Annotated in this window: 22 protein-coding genes and 1 pseudogene; 13 read left to right on the top strand and 10 right to left on the bottom strand. The window is 63.4% G+C overall.

Annotation, left to right across the window (positions count from 1 at the left end; all coding sequences use genetic code 11):
* The 6 genes and pseudogenes from E7T06_RS19095 to E7T06_RS19065 all read left to right on the top strand — a co-directional run.
* Nucleotides 1–307, top strand: a pseudogene (locus E7T06_RS19095) (OsmC family protein); the annotation flags it as partial.
* Nucleotides 308–775: 468 nt separating this feature from the next.
* On the top strand, nucleotides 776–1,621 hold the full coding sequence (locus E7T06_RS19090; RefSeq protein WP_136367355.1) for a MerR family transcriptional regulator: 846 nt from the start codon (nucleotides 776–778) through the stop codon (nucleotides 1,619–1,621).
* 91 nt (nucleotides 1,622–1,712) lie between these two features.
* The gene (locus E7T06_RS19085; RefSeq protein WP_136367354.1) at nucleotides 1,713–2,246 is read left to right on the top strand and encodes a carbonic anhydrase; all 534 of its coding nucleotides are present in this window, start codon (nucleotides 1,713–1,715) and stop codon (nucleotides 2,244–2,246) included.
* Between the two features lie 31 nt (nucleotides 2,247–2,277).
* Nucleotides 2,278–3,357 carry an NAD(P)H-binding protein gene (locus E7T06_RS19080; RefSeq protein ID WP_136367353.1) on the top strand — a complete coding sequence of 360 codons (1,080 nt, stop codon included), beginning with the start codon at nucleotides 2,278–2,280 and terminating at the stop codon, nucleotides 3,355–3,357.
* Nucleotides 3,358–3,359: 2 nt separating this feature from the next.
* A complete protein-coding gene (locus tag E7T06_RS19075; protein ID WP_168733662.1) occupies nucleotides 3,360–4,028 on the top strand; it encodes a GNAT family N-acetyltransferase in 669 nt (222 codons plus the stop codon).
* A gap of 611 nt (nucleotides 4,029–4,639) precedes the next feature.
* A complete protein-coding gene (locus E7T06_RS19065) occupies nucleotides 4,640–4,867 on the top strand; it encodes a hypothetical protein (protein WP_136367350.1) in 228 nt (75 codons plus the stop codon).
* 369 nt (nucleotides 4,868–5,236) lie between these two features.
* Here the strand turns inward: E7T06_RS19065 and E7T06_RS19060 are convergent, their stop codons facing one another.
* The 6 genes from E7T06_RS19060 to E7T06_RS19035 form a co-directional block, all read right to left on the bottom strand.
* Nucleotides 5,237–5,476 (bottom strand): hypothetical protein, encoded by a 240-nt coding sequence (locus E7T06_RS19060; RefSeq protein WP_136367349.1) that lies wholly within the window; start codon nucleotides 5,474–5,476, stop codon nucleotides 5,237–5,239.
* Between the two features lie 136 nt (nucleotides 5,477–5,612).
* Complete coding sequence (locus E7T06_RS19055; RefSeq protein WP_136367348.1) at nucleotides 5,613–6,002, bottom strand: hypothetical protein; 390 nt, start codon at nucleotides 6,000–6,002, stop codon at nucleotides 5,613–5,615.
* Between the two features lie 288 nt (nucleotides 6,003–6,290).
* Nucleotides 6,291–6,725 carry a VOC family protein gene (locus E7T06_RS19050; RefSeq protein ID WP_136367347.1) on the bottom strand — a complete coding sequence of 145 codons (435 nt, stop codon included), beginning with the start codon at nucleotides 6,723–6,725 and terminating at the stop codon, nucleotides 6,291–6,293.
* Nucleotides 6,726–6,735: 10 nt separating this feature from the next.
* Nucleotides 6,736–7,179: a helix-turn-helix transcriptional regulator gene (locus E7T06_RS19045; protein ID WP_136367346.1), complete on the bottom strand. Its 444-nt coding sequence runs from the start codon at nucleotides 7,177–7,179 to the stop codon at nucleotides 6,736–6,738.
* A 326-nt stretch (nucleotides 7,180–7,505) separates the two neighbouring features.
* On the bottom strand, nucleotides 7,506–8,117 hold the full coding sequence (locus E7T06_RS19040) for a hypothetical protein (protein ID WP_136367345.1): 612 nt from the start codon (nucleotides 8,115–8,117) through the stop codon (nucleotides 7,506–7,508).
* A gap of 177 nt (nucleotides 8,118–8,294) precedes the next feature.
* Complete coding sequence (locus E7T06_RS19035) at nucleotides 8,295–8,972, bottom strand: helix-turn-helix transcriptional regulator (RefSeq protein ID WP_136367344.1); 678 nt, start codon at nucleotides 8,970–8,972, stop codon at nucleotides 8,295–8,297.
* A 40-nt stretch (nucleotides 8,973–9,012) separates the two neighbouring features.
* Here E7T06_RS19035 and E7T06_RS19030 point away from each other — a divergent pair, with 40 nt between their 5' ends.
* From E7T06_RS19030 to E7T06_RS22145, 4 genes are all read left to right on the top strand, one after another.
* Nucleotides 9,013–9,867 carry an N-acyl homoserine lactonase family protein gene (locus tag E7T06_RS19030; protein ID WP_136367343.1) on the top strand — a complete coding sequence of 285 codons (855 nt, stop codon included), beginning with the start codon at nucleotides 9,013–9,015 and terminating at the stop codon, nucleotides 9,865–9,867.
* Between the two features lie 115 nt (nucleotides 9,868–9,982).
* Nucleotides 9,983–10,246 (top strand): hypothetical protein, encoded by a 264-nt coding sequence (locus E7T06_RS19025; RefSeq protein ID WP_136367342.1) that lies wholly within the window; start codon nucleotides 9,983–9,985, stop codon nucleotides 10,244–10,246.
* A gap of 5 nt (nucleotides 10,247–10,251) precedes the next feature.
* Nucleotides 10,252–10,497, top strand: a complete 246-nt coding sequence (locus E7T06_RS22150) for an NAD(P)H-dependent oxidoreductase (RefSeq protein ID WP_205750987.1) — start codon at nucleotides 10,252–10,254, stop codon at nucleotides 10,495–10,497.
* Nucleotides 10,494–10,805: an NAD(P)H-dependent oxidoreductase gene (locus tag E7T06_RS22145; RefSeq protein WP_205750985.1), complete on the top strand. Its 312-nt coding sequence runs from the start codon at nucleotides 10,494–10,496 to the stop codon at nucleotides 10,803–10,805. Before E7T06_RS22150 ends, E7T06_RS22145 begins: the two co-directional genes overlap by 4 nt.
* A 501-nt stretch (nucleotides 10,806–11,306) precedes the next feature.
* Here E7T06_RS22145 and E7T06_RS19015 read toward each other — a convergent pair.
* Nucleotides 11,307–12,197: an SDR family NAD(P)-dependent oxidoreductase gene (locus E7T06_RS19015; protein WP_136367341.1), complete on the bottom strand. Its 891-nt coding sequence runs from the start codon at nucleotides 12,195–12,197 to the stop codon at nucleotides 11,307–11,309.
* A gap of 162 nt (nucleotides 12,198–12,359) precedes the next feature.
* Here E7T06_RS19015 and E7T06_RS19010 point away from each other — a divergent pair, with 162 nt between their 5' ends.
* Nucleotides 12,360–12,965, top strand: coding sequence for a TetR family transcriptional regulator (locus tag E7T06_RS19010; protein WP_136367340.1), 606 nt, complete (start codon nucleotides 12,360–12,362; stop codon nucleotides 12,963–12,965).
* A gap of 48 nt (nucleotides 12,966–13,013) precedes the next feature.
* Here E7T06_RS19010 and E7T06_RS19005 read toward each other — a convergent pair whose 3' ends face one another.
* Together E7T06_RS19005 and E7T06_RS19000 are read right to left on the bottom strand one after the other, a co-directional pair.
* Entirely contained in the window at nucleotides 13,014–13,988 is a 975-nt protein-coding gene (locus E7T06_RS19005; RefSeq protein WP_136367339.1) for an alpha/beta fold hydrolase, read from the bottom strand.
* 22 nt (nucleotides 13,989–14,010) lie between these two features.
* Nucleotides 14,011–14,439 carry a DUF6069 family protein gene (locus E7T06_RS19000; protein WP_136367338.1) on the bottom strand — a complete coding sequence of 143 codons (429 nt, stop codon included), beginning with the start codon at nucleotides 14,437–14,439 and terminating at the stop codon, nucleotides 14,011–14,013.
* 177 nt (nucleotides 14,440–14,616) lie between these two features.
* On the opposite strand from E7T06_RS19000, the gene E7T06_RS18995 reads away from it, so the two are divergent.
* Entirely contained in the window at nucleotides 14,617–15,177 is a 561-nt protein-coding gene (locus E7T06_RS18995; RefSeq protein ID WP_346763220.1) for a TetR/AcrR family transcriptional regulator, read from the top strand.
* Between the two features lie 385 nt (nucleotides 15,178–15,562).
* The gene (locus E7T06_RS21390; RefSeq protein WP_168733660.1) at nucleotides 15,563–15,718 is read left to right on the top strand and encodes a type VI secretion system contractile sheath protein TssC; all 156 of its coding nucleotides are present in this window, start codon (nucleotides 15,563–15,565) and stop codon (nucleotides 15,716–15,718) included.
* Between the two features lie 472 nt (nucleotides 15,719–16,190).
* On the opposite strand, the gene E7T06_RS18990 is transcribed toward E7T06_RS21390, so the two are convergent.
* Nucleotides 16,191–16,772, bottom strand: a complete 582-nt coding sequence (locus E7T06_RS18990; RefSeq protein ID WP_168733659.1) for a WHG domain-containing protein — start codon at nucleotides 16,770–16,772, stop codon at nucleotides 16,191–16,193.
* Between the last annotated feature and the right edge of the window lie 34 nt (nucleotides 16,773–16,806).

Here is a 16,806-nt window from a genome sequence, read left to right as displayed (position 1 = left end):
CGCTGACCCTGTTCCCCTGGATCAAACATGTTCTGGACTCAGTTTAGTTTGGTATAACCTGTTGGCCGCCGGCCAAGCGCGCGGGGCCGATCTTCAAGCTGTTCGGCTGGACATCATGGGCACTTTGGTAGGAACGCCCAGCCGCTTTGTGGGCATTGACGTGCGGGTCGAGGCCCAAGTGCCTGACCGGACGCTGCTGGCCAAGCTGGTCGAGATGGCCGACCGGGCCTGCATCGTGGCCAACACGTTGCGGCCCGCACTGAAGCTCACGTTCTCAGCAGCACACCCAGAAGAAAGCCACTCCTGAAGCTCGTGACCGCTGGCAAGCGGCGCGGACAGGCAGGCCCTGTCCAGCACCAAACCCAAGGCACGTGAGCAGCCGCTGCCCTGCTCACAAGCCTGTCAGCCCCTGAGCGGCAAGAGCCTGTCCGCGTTTCAGGACAAGGTGCCCCTTGGCCTAACGGGCCGGGTGGGGCAGGTGAGTCTCGAAGGGTCAAAGACGAATCCGGCGGAGACAGTGGCGCGGCAGAGCACAAGGCGACAAGGACAGGGAGCGGGCAACATTCTGGCTGCCTGAAAACCGGCGCGTACGAGGGGATGACCTCGCGGCGAAGTCAGTCGTGCTCCATGACGTGGCTTTGTCCCTGTTAACCCGGCACTGAGTGCCGACCTCATTCAGGCCACGTCACCGTGACTGAGCCCGCCGAACGACGCTGCTTTCGCTTGACCTTGCCGCGACGTCAATCTGTACACTCCAGCGGCGGGAGGATCAGGCATGTACAAGATTGGTGAGTTCTCCATTATTGCCCAGGTGTCCGGTCGCCTGTTGCGGTACTACAACGAAATCGGCCTGTTCAGCCCGGAGTTCACCGACCCACAAACAGGCTACCGGTTCTACAGCGCGGCCCAACTGCCGCGCCTCAACCGCATTCTCGCCGCCCGGGAGCTGGGCTTTACCCTGGAGCAGATCGCGCGCCTCCTTGATGGACAGCTTTCGCTGGACGAGTTGCGCGGCATGCTCACCCTGCGCAAGGCCCAGATCGAACAGACCGTGCAGGCCGAGGCCGAGCGGTTGCGGGTGGTCGAGTCGAGGCTGCGGCAGATCGAGGACGAGGGCCACTCCACAGCGCCCGATGTCGTGATGAAGTCGGTGCCCGCACAGCCATTCTTGTCCCTGCGCGAGCTGCTGCCTGGTCTCAGCGCCGTACGCACGCGGGTCGAGCAGCTGCACTCGGTGGTGCCGAAAACCCTTGCGCAGTCGAATCTCGGGCCCATTACGCTCGTGATTCACGCGCCCGTTTTTGAACCTGACGCGCTCGACTTCGAGATTGGCTACACGCTGACCGGGAACATTCGGCCCGAGGTTCGGCTGGCCGGGGACCGGATGCTCACCGTACGGAACCTGCCCAGGCTCGACCTCGCGGCCACCCTCGTGCATGTTGGGCCGACGAGCGACACGCACCGCAGTTACGGCCTCCTGGCCGAATGGCTTGAAGCACACGGCTGGGAAGTGCTCGGTCCTGGGAGGCAGGTGCTCATGCAACTGCCGCTTCGCGGCCCGGAGAGTGAGGCGGTCGTCGAATTGCAATTGCCCGTGGCCCGCCCCCAGCCGGGCCCTTGACCTTCACGTCACGGCAAACCTCATGCTGCGGGAGTGATCGGTAAACGGTCACGGGGGCTGGGTGCTGAGGCCCCCGCACAGAGGGAGCCTTATGAATGCTGTCGAAACGCTCACGGCCCGTCACCAGAAGTCGGCTGCACACGAGATTCATCAGAACCTCTCGATCATGCCCTCGTTGAGGACGATGATCATCGGCTGCGTTGATCCGCGCGTTGATCCCGTGTTCGTGCTGGGTCTGGCGCCCGGTGAGGCCGCTGTGATCCGCAATGTCGGTGGGCGGATCACCCCCGGGGCACTGCAGGAAGTGGCCATGCTGCAAGAGGTCGCCCGCGCGCACGGCGCCAGGCCTGGGGGCCGCTTCGACCTCATCGTCTTGCACCACACTGACTGTGGGATCACCGCGCTCGAAAATCACCCTGATCAGCTCGCAGGGTATTTTGGCATTGAACAGGCGGCCCTCCCCACCAAGGCAGTGGGCAACCCCAGGGCAGCCGTCGCCGTGGACGTTGCCCTGCTCCGCTCCAATCCCCGGCTGCCGCGGGACTGGGTGGTGTCCGGCCTGGTGTACGACGTGCACACCGGTCAGGTTGAGGTCGTCGTACCGCCCGAGGCCCACACTTCGTAAGTCATCCTCTTTTTCAAAAGGAACCTTTAGCATGAACAAGCCCCGGATTCTCATTCTGACCGCCGCCGGCAAAACCGGCCTGCCCCTGACCCTGCAGCTTCTTGACGAGGGCTTTTCTGTGACTGCCTTCGTGCGGCGGGAAGACGCGCGCAGCGAACACCTGAAGACCAAGGGAGCGGCCATTATGGTCGGCTCCATCACCGACCCAAGCGATATGCGCCGCGCCATGACGGGGGCTCAGCGGGCTTACTTCTGCACGCCGCTCGAAGCCGGTGCCCTGCGGGCCGCGGCCGTGTTCGCCAGCGTGGCCGCCGAACAGCGGCTGGAGTCGGTCGTCGTGATGAGCCAGTGGCTCGCCAGCCCCCACCACCCGTCGCTCCACACCCGCGAGACGTGGCTGGCCGACCGCCTCTTTGCGCTGCTGCCGGAGACGATGGTGACGACCCTCAATCCCGGCTTCTTCGCCGACAACGATCTGGCGGGCCTCACCTTCGCAGCGCAGTTCGGACTGCTGATGTTGCCCTACGGCTCAGGAAAGAACGCGCCTCCCTCGAACGAGGATCTGGCGCGGGTCGCGGCCGAGATTCTGGCACGCCCCCAAGGACACGCGGGCCGGACGTACCGCCCGACTGGCCCGGCGCTGCTGTCGCCGCAAGACCTCGCCGCCGTGCTGGGCCGGGTGCTCGGCCATTCGGTGCGGTACGTCAACGCGCCCATCGGCGTCTTCACGAAGGTGCTGCGCGGACTCGGTTTGTCTGAGTTCGCCACCGCGCAGTACACCCAGTACGCCCGCGACTATCAGCGGGGCGCCTTTGCCGTGAACGCTCCAACCGATGTGGTGCGCCGCCTCACCGGCCGGGAGCCGGAAGACTTCGAAACCATCGCCCGGCGGTACGTCGCTTCCAGTCCCCACGCGGCGCGCCGCCTCGGGACACAGCTGGGACGGATGGCGCAGTTGATGGCCTGGATCTTGCGCCCCGCTCCTACGACGGCCCCGTACCTCGCCCTGGAGGATTTTTCGGAGGCGGGTCGGGTCAGCCTGAGCGCCGATTCGGCCGAATGGCAGCGGGGGCACGCGCGTTCTGCAGGGCCTGCGCTGGCAGGCGATTGACCGTGCACCCGCTCGACAACCCAATCTGGTTCGCGCTCACCGGGCTGCACGCGCCCTTCGCTGAGGTGCAAGGGCCGCTGCGCTCGTACCCCGAAGCCGTCGCGCCCTTCAGTGCCTTTCAGGACAGCGAGGCGTTGGAGGACGCGCTGGCCTCGCGGAGCCGCCCGGTCGTGTTCTTTCGCCCCAGCATCGTGCCCGCGCCGCCGGGCTGGACGCTGAGACAGCAGGGGGAGGTCGTGCAGATGACGCTGCAGAGCGCCGAACACCTGACGCCCCCCTCGCCGAACGTCACGCCGCTCGTTGCCGCAGATGCGGCGGAGGTGCAAGACCTCGTGGCCCTCACGCGGCCCGGCCCCTTCGGGGCACGCACGATGGAACTGGGCGCCTATTTCGGTGTGCGGGAAGAGGGGCGACTGGTCGCCCTCGTGGGAGAACGCCTGCGCCTAGACGGGTACGTGGAGGTCAGTGCCGTCTGCACTCACCCAGAAGCGAGAGGCCGGGGACTGGCGGGCGGGCTCGTCAGCCATCTCTCGCGCCGTGCGCTGGGCGAAGGAGTTATCCCGTTCCTGCACGTCATGGCGTCCAATGGGCCGGCACGGCGGGTGTATGAACGGGTGGGGTTTGCCGAGCGCGCTCGCCTCGGGCTCTCCGTGTGGGTTCGGGAAACGTGAGGTGAGCGGGGATACCCCCCGTATGGGGCGGCAGGTCTACCCTCCAGCAGCTTGACCGCCTGCTGGTGGGCATCCCCTCCACCACTTCCAGCCAGAGGTGCAGATAGACCTCTAGGCTCTTCTTGCTGGCCGGGCCGCTCAGGAGCTGGATGTGCGCGCCGGACAGCTGTTGGCCGGTCGTGAAAGGTGAGCATCTGGTGCCGGAAGAGCTGGGGTATACGGCGTCGCGCAGCCCCGGAAGCTCTCCTGGCACGTCGAGCGACACTTGGTGTGCCTCTCCCCGCAGCTCAACACCTGCGCATCGTTGGAAGTGACTCCCATAATTGGGGGCGTGCTGCGCCACGACACCGAGATGAACGTGGACACCTCCGGCCAGAGAGGTAGGGGCGCGTTTTGCCATCTGCTCGGCTTCCAGTCCCTGCCAGGGCGAGACGCTGCGTTCAAGTCGGTCATCAGCAGGAGTACTCCCGCAAGTGCTCTGAATCCAATGGCCAAAAAGCATCATGGACAAGCAGTCAAGTGTGCCGGCGAGAAGGCGGAGAAGTGGTGTGCATCGTGACAGGCCACAAACTGCAGAGTATCATTTCTCACAAAACGTGTTAACCTTTTCCATGACACCGAAACTGCGCATCATCCAAACGAACAGTGAACAGCTCGTGGTCAAATCCCCCAGTGAAGAATTCATCGCTGAAGCTCAGAAGGCGCTCAGTACCCAGAAGGGCGTCTTGATCTTCGAGAAGAATGGGTGGGTTTACCACCTCTCCGCGAGTCATATCATTCGGTTGGAGTTGTCACAGGAGCACGACGATCAAGAGGATGAGACGGAGAGTTCACGGTGATGGTTGAGTAGCCTGTTCAGGGATGACGTTCTGGTGGCAGATTCACCTGTACAGGAGCTGCATCCCACACCATTCAAGTTGTGCCCGCCGACTGTGGCGGGCTTTTTGTGCCCTGAATCCAACCTCTGGAGGAGTTCCCACTTGACCCATGCCGAAATGGCGTCCCGTTGCCTCCTCACCACCGCCACCGTATCCGCCGTCGCCCCGCCCCGAAAGGGCCTGACCCAGCGGGACGCCGAGATGCTGATTGACCCTGCGTGCCGGGGCCCGGGTGAGGGCAAACTCACCGAATGCCTGGCGCCTCAACAGCTACGGCCCACGCACAGAAGTGGCACCTTCAGGCATTGGCCGCTGTGGGTCAGCCCGGGCTTATTCGGCCAGCAGGGGCTTCATCAAGGCCCAAAGCTCCTCGATGTTCCATCCACTGAGCGCCTGTGTGGGTGATGTGCAGCGGGTTTGGCCTTTGAGCGTGCCCTGAAGCACCCAGCGTCCTTCCTCGGCCCAACAGGTGACCTCAACCCCGCGGTCCTTCAGGGCCGCCACGGTCGGGAGCGCCCAAGAGGGCATATCGACGAGCGCTTCCTTCAGCGAAATTTGGACGCGGCTCACGGCTCTAGCGTGGCATGACCTCGCGCCGCAGATGGTGATCCTGACGCTGCCTCGCCCACCCCAAGGCAGGGATCTCCCGTGCCTCGAAAAAACAGCAGCGGTGAAGAGGTCGGCGTGGCGCCAGACCAGGCAGGCCCTAGACTGAGTCTGGCCTGAGAATGCCCTGCGTCAGTTCGTGCTCAACGAAGTCGCGCAACTGATCCAGAAAGAAGGCCTCGTCTGGCAGCAGTTCGAACGTCATTCGGGGGACTGGACAGCGCTGCAAGCCGTCCGGCCCGTTGGTGTACATGAGGCGTTCTACAGCCCAGCCGAGCGCGTCGCGCTGCACCAAGTAGTTGGCTGAGGTGTGACTTTCCGGGTTGACGTAGAGTTCAAAGCTGGCCACCAGCTGCTTTTTGGTCGGTGGCGTGAGGTGCGTCGAAATGCCCTGACGCATCGTCGCCTGCATGGTGAGGGCCATGGGGCCGACGACATTGCGAAGGAGGTCGGTGTACCAGCGCCGCTCGTCAGACTCGGACGGGTTCATGCTCCAGTGTTCCACTCATCGGCCGCACCTGTCCAGAGCCGCTCCACGCCAAGAGGTGATCCAGGCCCAAGGTCAAAAGGAAGGCTGTGCCCGAGCCCTCAGTCCACGCCCCGTCAAGGCGAACGGTGTAGTGCGGCAGAATCAAGGGCGAGATCACAGTCTGGGACGAGCTTCAACCCCGCCCGACTGCCTGCGGACACCCTGGCTCCGCACTTGAACATCCGTCTGCCCCACCGCCCTGTGAATGCTGTGAAGCGGCGGGCCTGGCGCAGGCGCGAGCGGCCCTCCTTAAGCCCGGTTTCCATGGGGGGACAGAGAGACCTCTTGGATGCGCACCAAATTTCCTGCGGGATCCCGGAAGGCACAATCCCGCACCCCATACGGCTGGAGGGTGGGTTCCTGAACCACTTCCGCGCTGCTGGCCTGGATCCGGTCAAAGGTGCCGTCTAAGTCGTTGGTGGCGAGGATAATTGTGGCGTAACTGCCTTTGGCCATCAGCTCGGCGATGGTGCGGCGCTCGTCGTCGGTCAGGCCCGGGGTGGCCTGAGGCGGAAACAGCACGATGGAGGCGCTCGACTGATCTGCGGGGCCCACCGTGATCCAGTGCAGGCCGTTGTAGCCGACATCGTTAAGCACGGTGAAGCCCAGGGCGTCGCGGTAGAAGGCCAGGGCGGCGGCGGGATCGGTGTGCGGCAAGAATGTCTGGTGCAGGGTGAGGGTCATGGCGCTTACTCTAGGCGCGGCGGGTCTGGGGCGCTTCTCGATTCCTGACCGGTTTCGTCACCTGCTTGGCCACGCAGGGCGGCAGCTCCACCGTCTGGCCTGCGGCGTGCAGCCGGTAAGCGCTGGGCGGCATCCCCACCACCTCCGTGAAGCGGGTGCTGAAAGTGCCCAGGGATGAGCAACCCACCTCGAAGCAGACGTCAGTGACGCTGAGGTCGCCCCGGCGCAGGAGGGCCATGGCCCGCTCGATGCGCCGCGTCATCAGGTAGCTGTAGGGCGACTCCCCGTAGGTCAGCCGGAATTGGCGGCTCAGGTGCCCGGCGGACATGTTCACGCTGTGGGCCAGGCCCTCAACGTCCAGCGGCTGAGCAAAGTCCCGGTCGATCCAGTCACGCACCCGCCGCAGCCGCGCCAATTCGCGCAGATGTGGAGAGACAGCAAGGGGCGGGGTCATGCCGCTCAGTGTCGTCCTTCCGGAGACCCGGATCAAGCCTGGGCGCCGCCGTACCGCCGTCGGCTCCGCAGCGCCCAGGCCCAGCGTCCCCTCAAGGGTCATCCCCGCCCCTGCTTCCGGGGCAGGCTTTCGCCACCGCCGACGTGCCGCACCACCTGGATCATGATGACAAAGACGATGAGTCTGACAGCGCACTGTCACTCTGTGGACAAGTCTGATCTTTCAAGATCGTTCAACACAGTGGGCTCCAGGCTCTCAAGGTCAGGCGCAACACTCTTTGACGCGGAGCAGCCTGCACACCATATTCTCTGCCGACAGAGTGGTGCTTACTTCCCGTCAAACACGGTGGGGAACACCTGCCGCGCCCCGGCAATGGGCGGGTTTTGCAGCCAGTACGGCAGCCCCGGCGTGGCGTTGCGGATCACGAAGCTGCCCGGTTCACTCACGGTCATCACAGCGTTCCAACCCTTGCGGAGGGTCAGGTTATAACTGGTGTTCAGGCCTGTGCAGCGCCCAGCAACATTGGCGGCCCTATCGCTGTACATCCACTGGCTGCGGCGGGTGGGTTCGGTGGGATGATCGGCTTGAGTCAGCAGCGCGGCCAGATTGCGGCCTGCCTGATACACCATCAGGCTTTCGGCGGTGTAGGTGCGCGGCTCGCTGGGCACACTCCGCACGCCGGGGCAAAAGTCGGCGGGCTGCACAGGCGGCTTGAACGAATCTGGGATTTGGAGTTCAAAGCCGCTCCCGGCCAGCGTGCCCAACCCCACGATGCGGCCCTGCGCCAAGCTGGTCAGCAGGATTCGCACGTTTTCGGAACCGAAGGCGCGGGCCAGAGCGGGAGCGTTGCTGACCTTACCTGCGATGCCAACGGCCTGTGCGGGGCCGTAAATTAAGGGAATCAGGCCCAAAGCCAAGAGAGAACGGAGGAGCTTCATAGGCTGATGCTAGGCGCGGCGGGTCAGGCCAGCGTTTCTGAACCTGTGGTTTTTCCGCGCTGGCAGGGGGGATCCACCCAAGACGTCAGCCATTCGTCATGACTTGCCTGAGCTCACCGCTGTTGACGACACCCGCTGGCCCGGTACTTTGGGTTCATTCCAGTCCTGACCGAACCCTCAATCCCCGGAGTGCTGCGGTGCCAGGGCGAGGCGCAGCACGTAGGTTTGCCCACCCCGCGTCTCCTGGCGCTCCTTGTACCGCGCCACCAATTCACAGAGCTCCGCCTGAAGCGCCTTGGCCTCTTCGAACTCCAGATGCACGTCCTCCAGCCAGTAGTCCACCATCGCTGGTGCCCCCGGATCGAGAAAGTTCCACTCGGCGTCCGGTCCTACCATGTTCCGCAGCACCAGGCGTGGCCCGTCCAGCACCACCTGCACCCCGACGCCCCCCAACCCCTGCTGCTCCAGCAGTTCCAGTCCGGCCCGTGTGAGGTGCCGGCGCAGCCGGGCGTCCGGCCCGGCGTGCTGCGCTGCCAGCAGCATCTCAGGCGTTTCGGCGGGCGTCAGGGTGTACGGCACGATGAAGCGCTCCGCAGCGGCGCGGTAGTGCCGCACGGCCCGCCCGGCCCGTCGTTCCTCCCGGACCACAATCAGCAGCTTCGCGTTCAGCAGGCGGCGCACCTGGTAAAGCAGGGAACTCAGCGGCATGCCCAGGCGGTCTGCCGCTCGGCTCGCGCTGCAGGCCTGGCCGACAAAGGGGGCCAGAACACGCCGGACGCGGTCGTCGAACAGCAGCCCAGCCTGTACGGTTTCACAGACGTGCAAGGTCGGGCTACTGCGAACGTCGGGAGGCATTTGCAGTAGCTTAGCGCGAAGCTGGCGGGGGAGGTTTCACATGCAGATCCACGCACTTCGTACCGGGTTCGTCCAGATCAAACGTGCTCAGCAGATCGGCGTCGGTCACGGTCTCGCCCGCCGCGTTCGCCCGTTTCTCGATTCCACCTGGACGGACTGGTTGCCGACCTACGCCTGGGCCATCGAGCACGAGGAGGGGGTGATCGTGGTGGACACCGGCTCTGCCTCGGGGGACGCCCACCTGAGGTCGTGGCACCCGTACCACCGCTTCGACGTCCGCTTCCGGGTCGAAGCGCGTGAGGAACTTGGGCCGCAACTGCGCGCCCTAGGCATCGGGACGAGCGACGTGGCCAAGGTCGTCGTCACGCACCTGCACATGGATCATGGGGCGGGGTTGCCGCACGTGGCCGGCCGGCCCACCGTCGTCCATGCAGGCGAACTGCAGGCGGCTCAAGGTTTGTCCGGTCGGCTTCAGGGCTACCTGCCCGGCCAGTGGGGAACCGGGTTCGACCCACAAGGCCTGTCGTGGCAAGGACAGCCACTTGGCCCCTTTGAGTCCACCGCACCCCTGACGCGGTCAGGGGACGTGGTGGCGGTGCAGACCCCTGGCCATACGCCACATCATCTGTCCGTGGTGATCAAAGGCGACGTAAATATCTTCCTGGCTGGCGATACCTCCTACACGCAGGACGCGCTGCTCGTGGGGCAGGTGGACGGCGTCAGTCCGGATGAAGGTCAAGCGCAGAACACCCTTCAGCGGATTCGTCTGCTGGCTGCTGAACGGCCCCTGGTCTACCTGCCCACCCACGACCCCGAGTCTGCCTCCCGGCTGAGCACCCTGGACGTCGTGACGCCGAAAGCCAGTCCGGTCAGGCTGGCAGCAACTCTACCTTGAGCCGCTATCAATAGAACAGCTCCTCGCGTGGGTATCCAGAGCCTGTTCGACCGCCTTCAGCCCTGTTCCCAGCTCTGCCTGGGGGCGCGCTGCAGCCGGCGCAAGAGTGGCCCAGATGCCTAGAGACAAGGTCCTGACCCAGCACACCCATCCCCCCGAGCTTGCCACCATTGAAACGCTGAAACTTAAAGGTTTGCAGCCCGGCGACGATCAAGCTGTGGCCGCCCGCTTTTCCCTCCGGACAGGCGACCGCGACCACCTGAGCAGTCACCACCGTGGTTCTCGCTGGCCCGCCGAGCAACTGGAAGGTATGACTTCTTTGTGGAAGGAACCCCGTGACTGCCCGCGCCGTGCGGGTTCGCCTGAGCCAGTCAGCTGAACCGCATGGCCAGACCGCTTCAGGTGCTGCTGATCTCCGGCAGTATTCGTACTGCTTCTACCAACACGGCGGTGCTCACGACCCTGCAGCAAGTCGTCCCAGAAGGGGTGCATGCGGTCATGTATCTGGGCCTGGCCCGCCTGCCGCATTTCAATCCCGACGACGACCGCGACCCCTTGCCTCCAGAGGTGGCTGCCCTCCGCGCACAGATCGGAACCGCAGACGCGGTGGTGTTCTCGACACCCGAATGAGCCTGCCCGGCTCGTTCAAGAACCTCCTGGACTGGACCGTCGGAGACGGAGAGATGGACGGTCAGCCGGTCGCCTGGATCAATGCAGCCAGCTCCGGTGCGCCCACAGGGGCCATGGGCGCCCATGCCGCCCTGCGCAAGGTGTTGGGGTATACCGGGTCAGTGATCGTCGAAGACGCGTGCATGCGTCTTCCTGTGGAGCGCCGCCTGATGGGAGACGACGGTGCCATTGCCGATCCTGCGGTTCGGGCTCAGCTGGCCGCTGTGATCGAACGGTTAGGCGTAGAACCTGCGAACCGGGCCGTCTGAGCGGGCTCGCTGACCCAGCAAGCCAGAGCATGACCGCAGAGCCGACAGGGGCCGCCAGTGGGGAGAGAACAAGTAGAGCCTCGAGCGAGCGGCTCCTGGCCTGGGAGCGGAACAGCGATGAGTCCTACGCTCACTCCTCTCTGATAAGCCGCTTCAGAACTTCGGTCAGCAACGATTTCGTCCACGGGAAGGGGGTCACGTTCCAGCCCTCCTCTGCAGGCTGCGATAGGGAAAGGACATGACATGGCAAGACGCTGCGGAACGGCGCATCGCACCAGAGGAGAGCCACCATCACAGCAGAGGCGGCAGCTCACGGAACAACGTCCCCAACGAACGGCTTTTCTGCTGGTTGTTGCTCAACGCACTGGTGTGCTCCGGCGTCTCGCGCGTCAGGTCAGTCCTGCTGTACCACTGCTCACGCCCTTTGGTTGAGCACAAACATCGTCATGGACATTGTTTGGCGTAATCAACGCAACACGTGACAAACGTGAGGGGAAACTCTCATGGCCGGGGACGCGGGCTGGTTCCCCCAGCCATCCATGACCGTGTTCGCCGATCGGTCATCGGAAACTGCAGGGTCATCAGTCGATCCCACATCCGGTCGCTGACCAGGCGGCGCAACCCCAAATACACGTGGGCGCTCGTCCCCACCAGGTAGCGAGTTCGCGGCCGCCGTGTGGTTGCGGCCTGCACAATGCTGCGGGCCACCTGTTCAGGCTGGATGATCCCTGGAGCACGGCCCGCAAACATCTGGGTTGTCGCGCGCTCCATATTGGCTTTGAAGGTCGCGTAAGGACTCTTGGCTCCGGTTTGAGGCAAGCTGGCATTGATTTTGCCCACAAACGCGCTGTGTACCCCGGTGGGCTTGATCAGCACGACATCGACGCCGAAGGACTGCACCTCGTAGCGCATGGCATCACTTAACGCCTCAACCGCATACTTGCTGGCGTGGTAGGCCCCCGCGCCGGGGGCTGTAAAGCTGCCCCCCACCGAGCCGACGTGAATGATGCGCCCCCAGCCCTGCGCCCGCATGTCTGGCAGCACCAATTGGCTGAGGCGCAGCAGGCCGAAGACATTGGTTTCAAACTCTTCCCGAACGTCGGGCAGGGCGAGTTCCTCCAGTGGCCCATTCAGGCCATACCCTGCGTTGTTGACCAAGACGGACACCGTCCCGGTCTCCGCTTTGATCTGGTCAAGGGCTCTCACCATCGACCCCTCCTCGGTGACATCGAGCTGAACGGTGGCAAGACCCTGCCGCGCGAGTTCAGACAGACTGGAGAGGCGGCGGGCGGAGGCGTACACCAGAAAGCCAGCGGCATGCAGCGCCAAAGCAGTGGCTTGGCCAATGCCGCTTGAAGCTCCAGTCACAAGCGCAATCCGGGGTGTGGGCATACAGTCTCCTCGCCTGAGTGATGGGCAGGCGACCCGAAAGCAGAACAAACCATGCTGGGCGTAAAGTAAACGGCTGTTGACATAGAAAGTGTAATGGGATAGCGCCGACTTGTCAACAGGCGTTTACAATGAGGCCAACTCCAGTGGGGTTGAGGAGGTCAGATGTCACCAGCCAACACAGTCCCCCGGTCAAGGAATGCGGCGGCCACCCGGGCCGCCATCTTGCAGGCCGCACAGGGCCAGTTCGCGCGCTCCGGGTATGAGGGGGTCGGCCTCCGGGAGATCGCCGCAGAGGTGGGCGTCAATGCCGCCTTGGTGGTTCGGTATTTCGGCTCCAAAGAACAGCTCTTTACCGAGGCGATTGCAGGCCGTTTTGCTTTGGGGCCTCTGTTAGAGGTGCCCCGGATGGAGTTGGGAGAGCGTCTGGCCCATTATGTGCTTCACAAGGAAGATCAGGCGGGTGCCCTCGATCCGCTCCTGATGCTGCTGCGCTCTGCGGCACATCCGCAGGCCGGGGCCCTGCTGCGCCTGAGCTTGGAAGAGCATTTTGTTCACCCGCTGGCAAGCTGGCTGGGGGGCCCAGACGCGATGCTCCGGGCCGAGCTGATTGCGGCAACCCTGAGCGGCCTGACGTTGAGCCGCTTTGTCCTGCGGTTGACGGCCCTGTCAAGCCCTGAGGTCGATCCGGTAGTCGACCTCGTGGCTCCCACTTTGCAAGCCTATGTGGATGGGCCTGTACAACAGAGGAGAGCTGGCAAGAGCGTGTGATTTTCCTGAGCGTTGTATCTTGGGGGAGAGCCTAAAAACGCGGCAGGGTTAACCAGGGCCAGCCGCCGCCCCGAACCCCAAGGCCTGTTGGATCAGGGCGACAGTCACGCCCGGGCGTTCGAGCTGGGGAACACTTTTTGTTCCCTGAATGCGCCAGCACGGGATGGCTGGGTTGACCGCCGCCAGCTGTGCCCCACCGTCCCGGCCATACATCGGCACTTGGCCGCCCTGCAGCATGACCGCCGGCACCTGCAGGTCTTGCAGGAACGGCACGAGGTCAAAGCGCAGTTCTCCCGTCAAGAAGGGCAAGGCCGAGAACGCCGCACCAGGTTGACGGGCCGAGACGAGCGAACCCTCGACAATGGCACGGCTCACCGCCGTGGGTTCCTGAAAGCCTTGGCGAACAAAAAAGTCCCGAATGAAACTGGAGCGGTGGAAGACCAGCTGGTAAAGCCAACGATTCAGCGGCTGGGTGCGGAGGAGGGGTTCCAGGCGCGAGAACGAGGCTGGGAACACGTCTTCTCCGAAGTCCCGGCCGCCTGTGGGGTTGATCATGACCAAGCGGGCGATGTCCTGAGGGCGGTGGCGAGCGACCTGAGCGGCAAACCCAGCTGCCTGCCCCTCGGTCACGATCCGGGCCGGCTCAGCCAACTCATCGAGTAGAGCGTTTAGAGCCGCCGTATAGTCCTCAAAATAAAGCAACCGCTGAGGATGTTCAGCTTGGCCCCAGCCCACCCAATCCACCACAATCACGCGGAAGTGGGCCAGAAAAGCGGGCGCGACCTGATTCCACACCCAACCGGACGCGCCGCCCCCGATCCCGTGCAGGAAGACCAGTGGGGGGCCGGCTCCCGCCTCCTGAACAGAGAGCCGTCCAGCTGGAGTGCTGAGCAGGCGCTGAGTGAAGCCGCTGCGTGCAAAGTCGGCCATCGGATCACGGGACAGGTGGGGGCGGCGCAGGGCCACGAGGCCCAGCACTCCAGCGGCGATCAGTCCCCAGCGTGAAAATACAGACGTCAACATACGAACTCCAGAGGGGGCATGGTTAGGCAGGGCGACGAGAACGCTGAGGCAGCACCGTGACGCAGACGGCGTAAGCCACGAGATGCAGCACCATCAGGGTGACGACTGCGCTGGGGGTCGTGCCGTCCAGTGGAGTGTTCCGGAACAGCAGGAGGTCAGGAATCAGCGAGCACAGCAAGGTCACGGCAGCGACGCGTTGAAACCAACGGACTGGAGCCGGGCTGAACCGCTTGACCCATGCCCAGACGCCTGCAGCCCCCAAGACACCGATAGTGGTGAAGAACAGCACCGGCCCAGGCTGCAGGGCCAGAAACTGGGCAGGCACGTTGAAGGCCGCCGCCCCCAAGCGGGCGACCACAACATTGGCTGCGCCGGCCACCACCAGCGTCAGAGCGGTACGCGCGAACGCGCTTTCCTGAGGAACAAGCCGGCCAGAAGGAACTATTGTCATCATACCTCCAATATTTACTCTTGAGTAAATATATGGCAACTGTAAGAGCTCCTGGAGCGGAGCGCTGAAGGCTGCCTTACAATTCCAGGCATCACTCCTTCGCGCCCACCTTCCTCTAAACGTGCTGGCCGCCCGAAACAGCGGCCAGACGGCTCGGCGCTTCCCGATATCAAGGCATTGGCGTTGTCAGCCGCCGAACGGTTGGTGCTGGAGGGGAGTTCCGCAGACATGACCATGGATGAAGTGGCCCGGGCAGTGGGGGTCAGCAAACCGGCACTGTACTATCACTTCCCATCAAAAGACGCTTTGATGACGGCGGTCATCCGGCAGGCGTTAGAACGTGACGCTCAGGATATCCAGAAGGTGCTGAGCGGTGCCCGGACGCCGGCTGCGCAGCTGCGGGCTTTGGTGCGGGTCATGTTGCGGGCCGACGAACGCCCCTATCAGGCCTTGCACGAACGCCTGCGAGACATCACGCGCTCGCTGCCCTCAGCGCAGATGGCTCAACTCCAGCCTGCCTTTCAGGCCGGGTTGCCGAGTCAGTTGCAATCGCTCTTGCAGGCGGGAATTGAGGCCGGAGAGTTCCGCCCGCACGATACGCACTTGATGGCCCAGATGCTCGGGAGCGTGCTGGGGAGCTTGGGGGGCGCAGGCAGCACCGACCATGTCGAGGATGAAGTGATGCGGTTCGTGTGGGCCGGCTTAACCTCCAACGAATTTGCCGCCAAGTTGATCTGAGTTGGCGGGTGTTTTTTGCGCTGCGGGAACCACCCTTGATCTCTCTTGGCAAAGCGCTCTGCGGTAGCCAGCGCAATTCTGAGGCCCGGCTGGAGCACAGAGCTCTTCTCAACGCCAACGCCTCAGCAGGAGGTACAGCCAACTTTCTCCAGATGGTCTGGATTGAGGTGTTCTCGGAGAGCAAGTATGGCAGCCGAGATGCCCCTTCAGAGTGACTGCCCGCTTAACCAGGGGATGCCATCCAGAAGGGTCTACCAAAAAATCCACCTGGTCAGCCACGAAGTAAAAGCGAGCATTCCACAGATGATTAACGGCCGTGATGGGGTGGGTCAACTGTACGCGCGATGGCCGCACGGCGCAGATTTCGACAGGGCACATTATCGGCGTGGCCATCTGGAAAATTCTCAAAAAGCTGGATGACACCCGCTACGACCTGCAGATTGATTTCGTGGGCAACGAACCGGTTCAGGCGTATTCCCGCTACGGCGTGGGCTCTGCGGGAAGTGCAGTGCCATCAACGAGATCTGCTAGAGAGGACTAGATGGAGGATACCTTCCACCACCTTGCCTCATCACGGCGCGCCATCCTGCCGGACACGATCGACATTCGCACAGACTTGAACGACGGGTAGTCCGTCGACTTGCCTTGATGTTCCCAAAAACACGTTGTTTTTCGCCGCTTGGATGGATTGACCTCAGCGATGAACACGGCCTCTGACTCGCTTTACCAGTCGCCGTCAACGGAGTACCAGGACTGATTCAGGTGTAAATCTGAGTCGTGGAATCACGTCAGGTCTCGTGCTGGACGTGGCCTAGCGTGCCGTCTTGAGCTGAAAGCAACTTCAAGTTCTACCAGTATCAATACATGTCAGCGGGAACCCCAACCCGGTTCGGGCAACACAACCGTGAGAACATGGATTCAGCCGTGTGAAATGCCTAAATTCAGTCATGACCTATGCCTGCATGAACCCCCTGACGCTGTGCCCTGATGTGTTGACCAGGCAGGATACACCCTCAGGGAAGCGTGCCCAAAGTTCTGTCTGGATCAAGGAGATCGCGAAGCATCCGGTCATGCATAGCCTGAGCTTCCAAACGCTCCGGGAAATAGCCAGCAAGTTCAAGACTGACGATCCCATGTGACGCCACCCAGAGGGTCATGGCTAGAGCTTCTGGCGATTGGTGCAGGAGAAACCCGCTGCGCTGTGCCTCCTGAATCCTCTGGATCAAAGGCCTCAGACTCTGCCAGGCACGGAGGCGAGCGACCGATGAAGGCTGGAAATCGGGAATGCCCCGTTCAAACATCACCGCGTAGTCCTGTGGATACTCCAGGGCAAAGACACGGTACTGCCGGTTCAGTGTCACAATCCGCTGCACAGGATGGTCTGCATCGTCTTCTGGGAAGGCTTGAAGGGCCGCCTCCAAACGGTCAAAGCCGTCCAGATAAAGCGCTTCCATCAGACCGTCTTTGCCTCCGAACAGCGAGTAGATGGCAGTCGTCGAGGTGCCCGCCTGCTGTGCAATCCGCCGAGTGGACAGCTTGCCTAGTCCTTCGGTTGCCAGCAGCTTCCGAGCGACCTTGAGGAGGGCGTGTTGCATGGCCTGCCGACCATGCTGACGGAGACCAGCGGCC

The sequence above is a fragment of the Deinococcus sp. Arct2-2 genome (assembly GCF_004801315.1).
GTDB lineage: Bacteria > Deinococcota > Deinococci > Deinococcales > Deinococcaceae > Deinococcus.
Note: the sequence above shows the minus strand (reverse complement) of the source record. Positions and strands in the feature narration are given on the sequence as shown.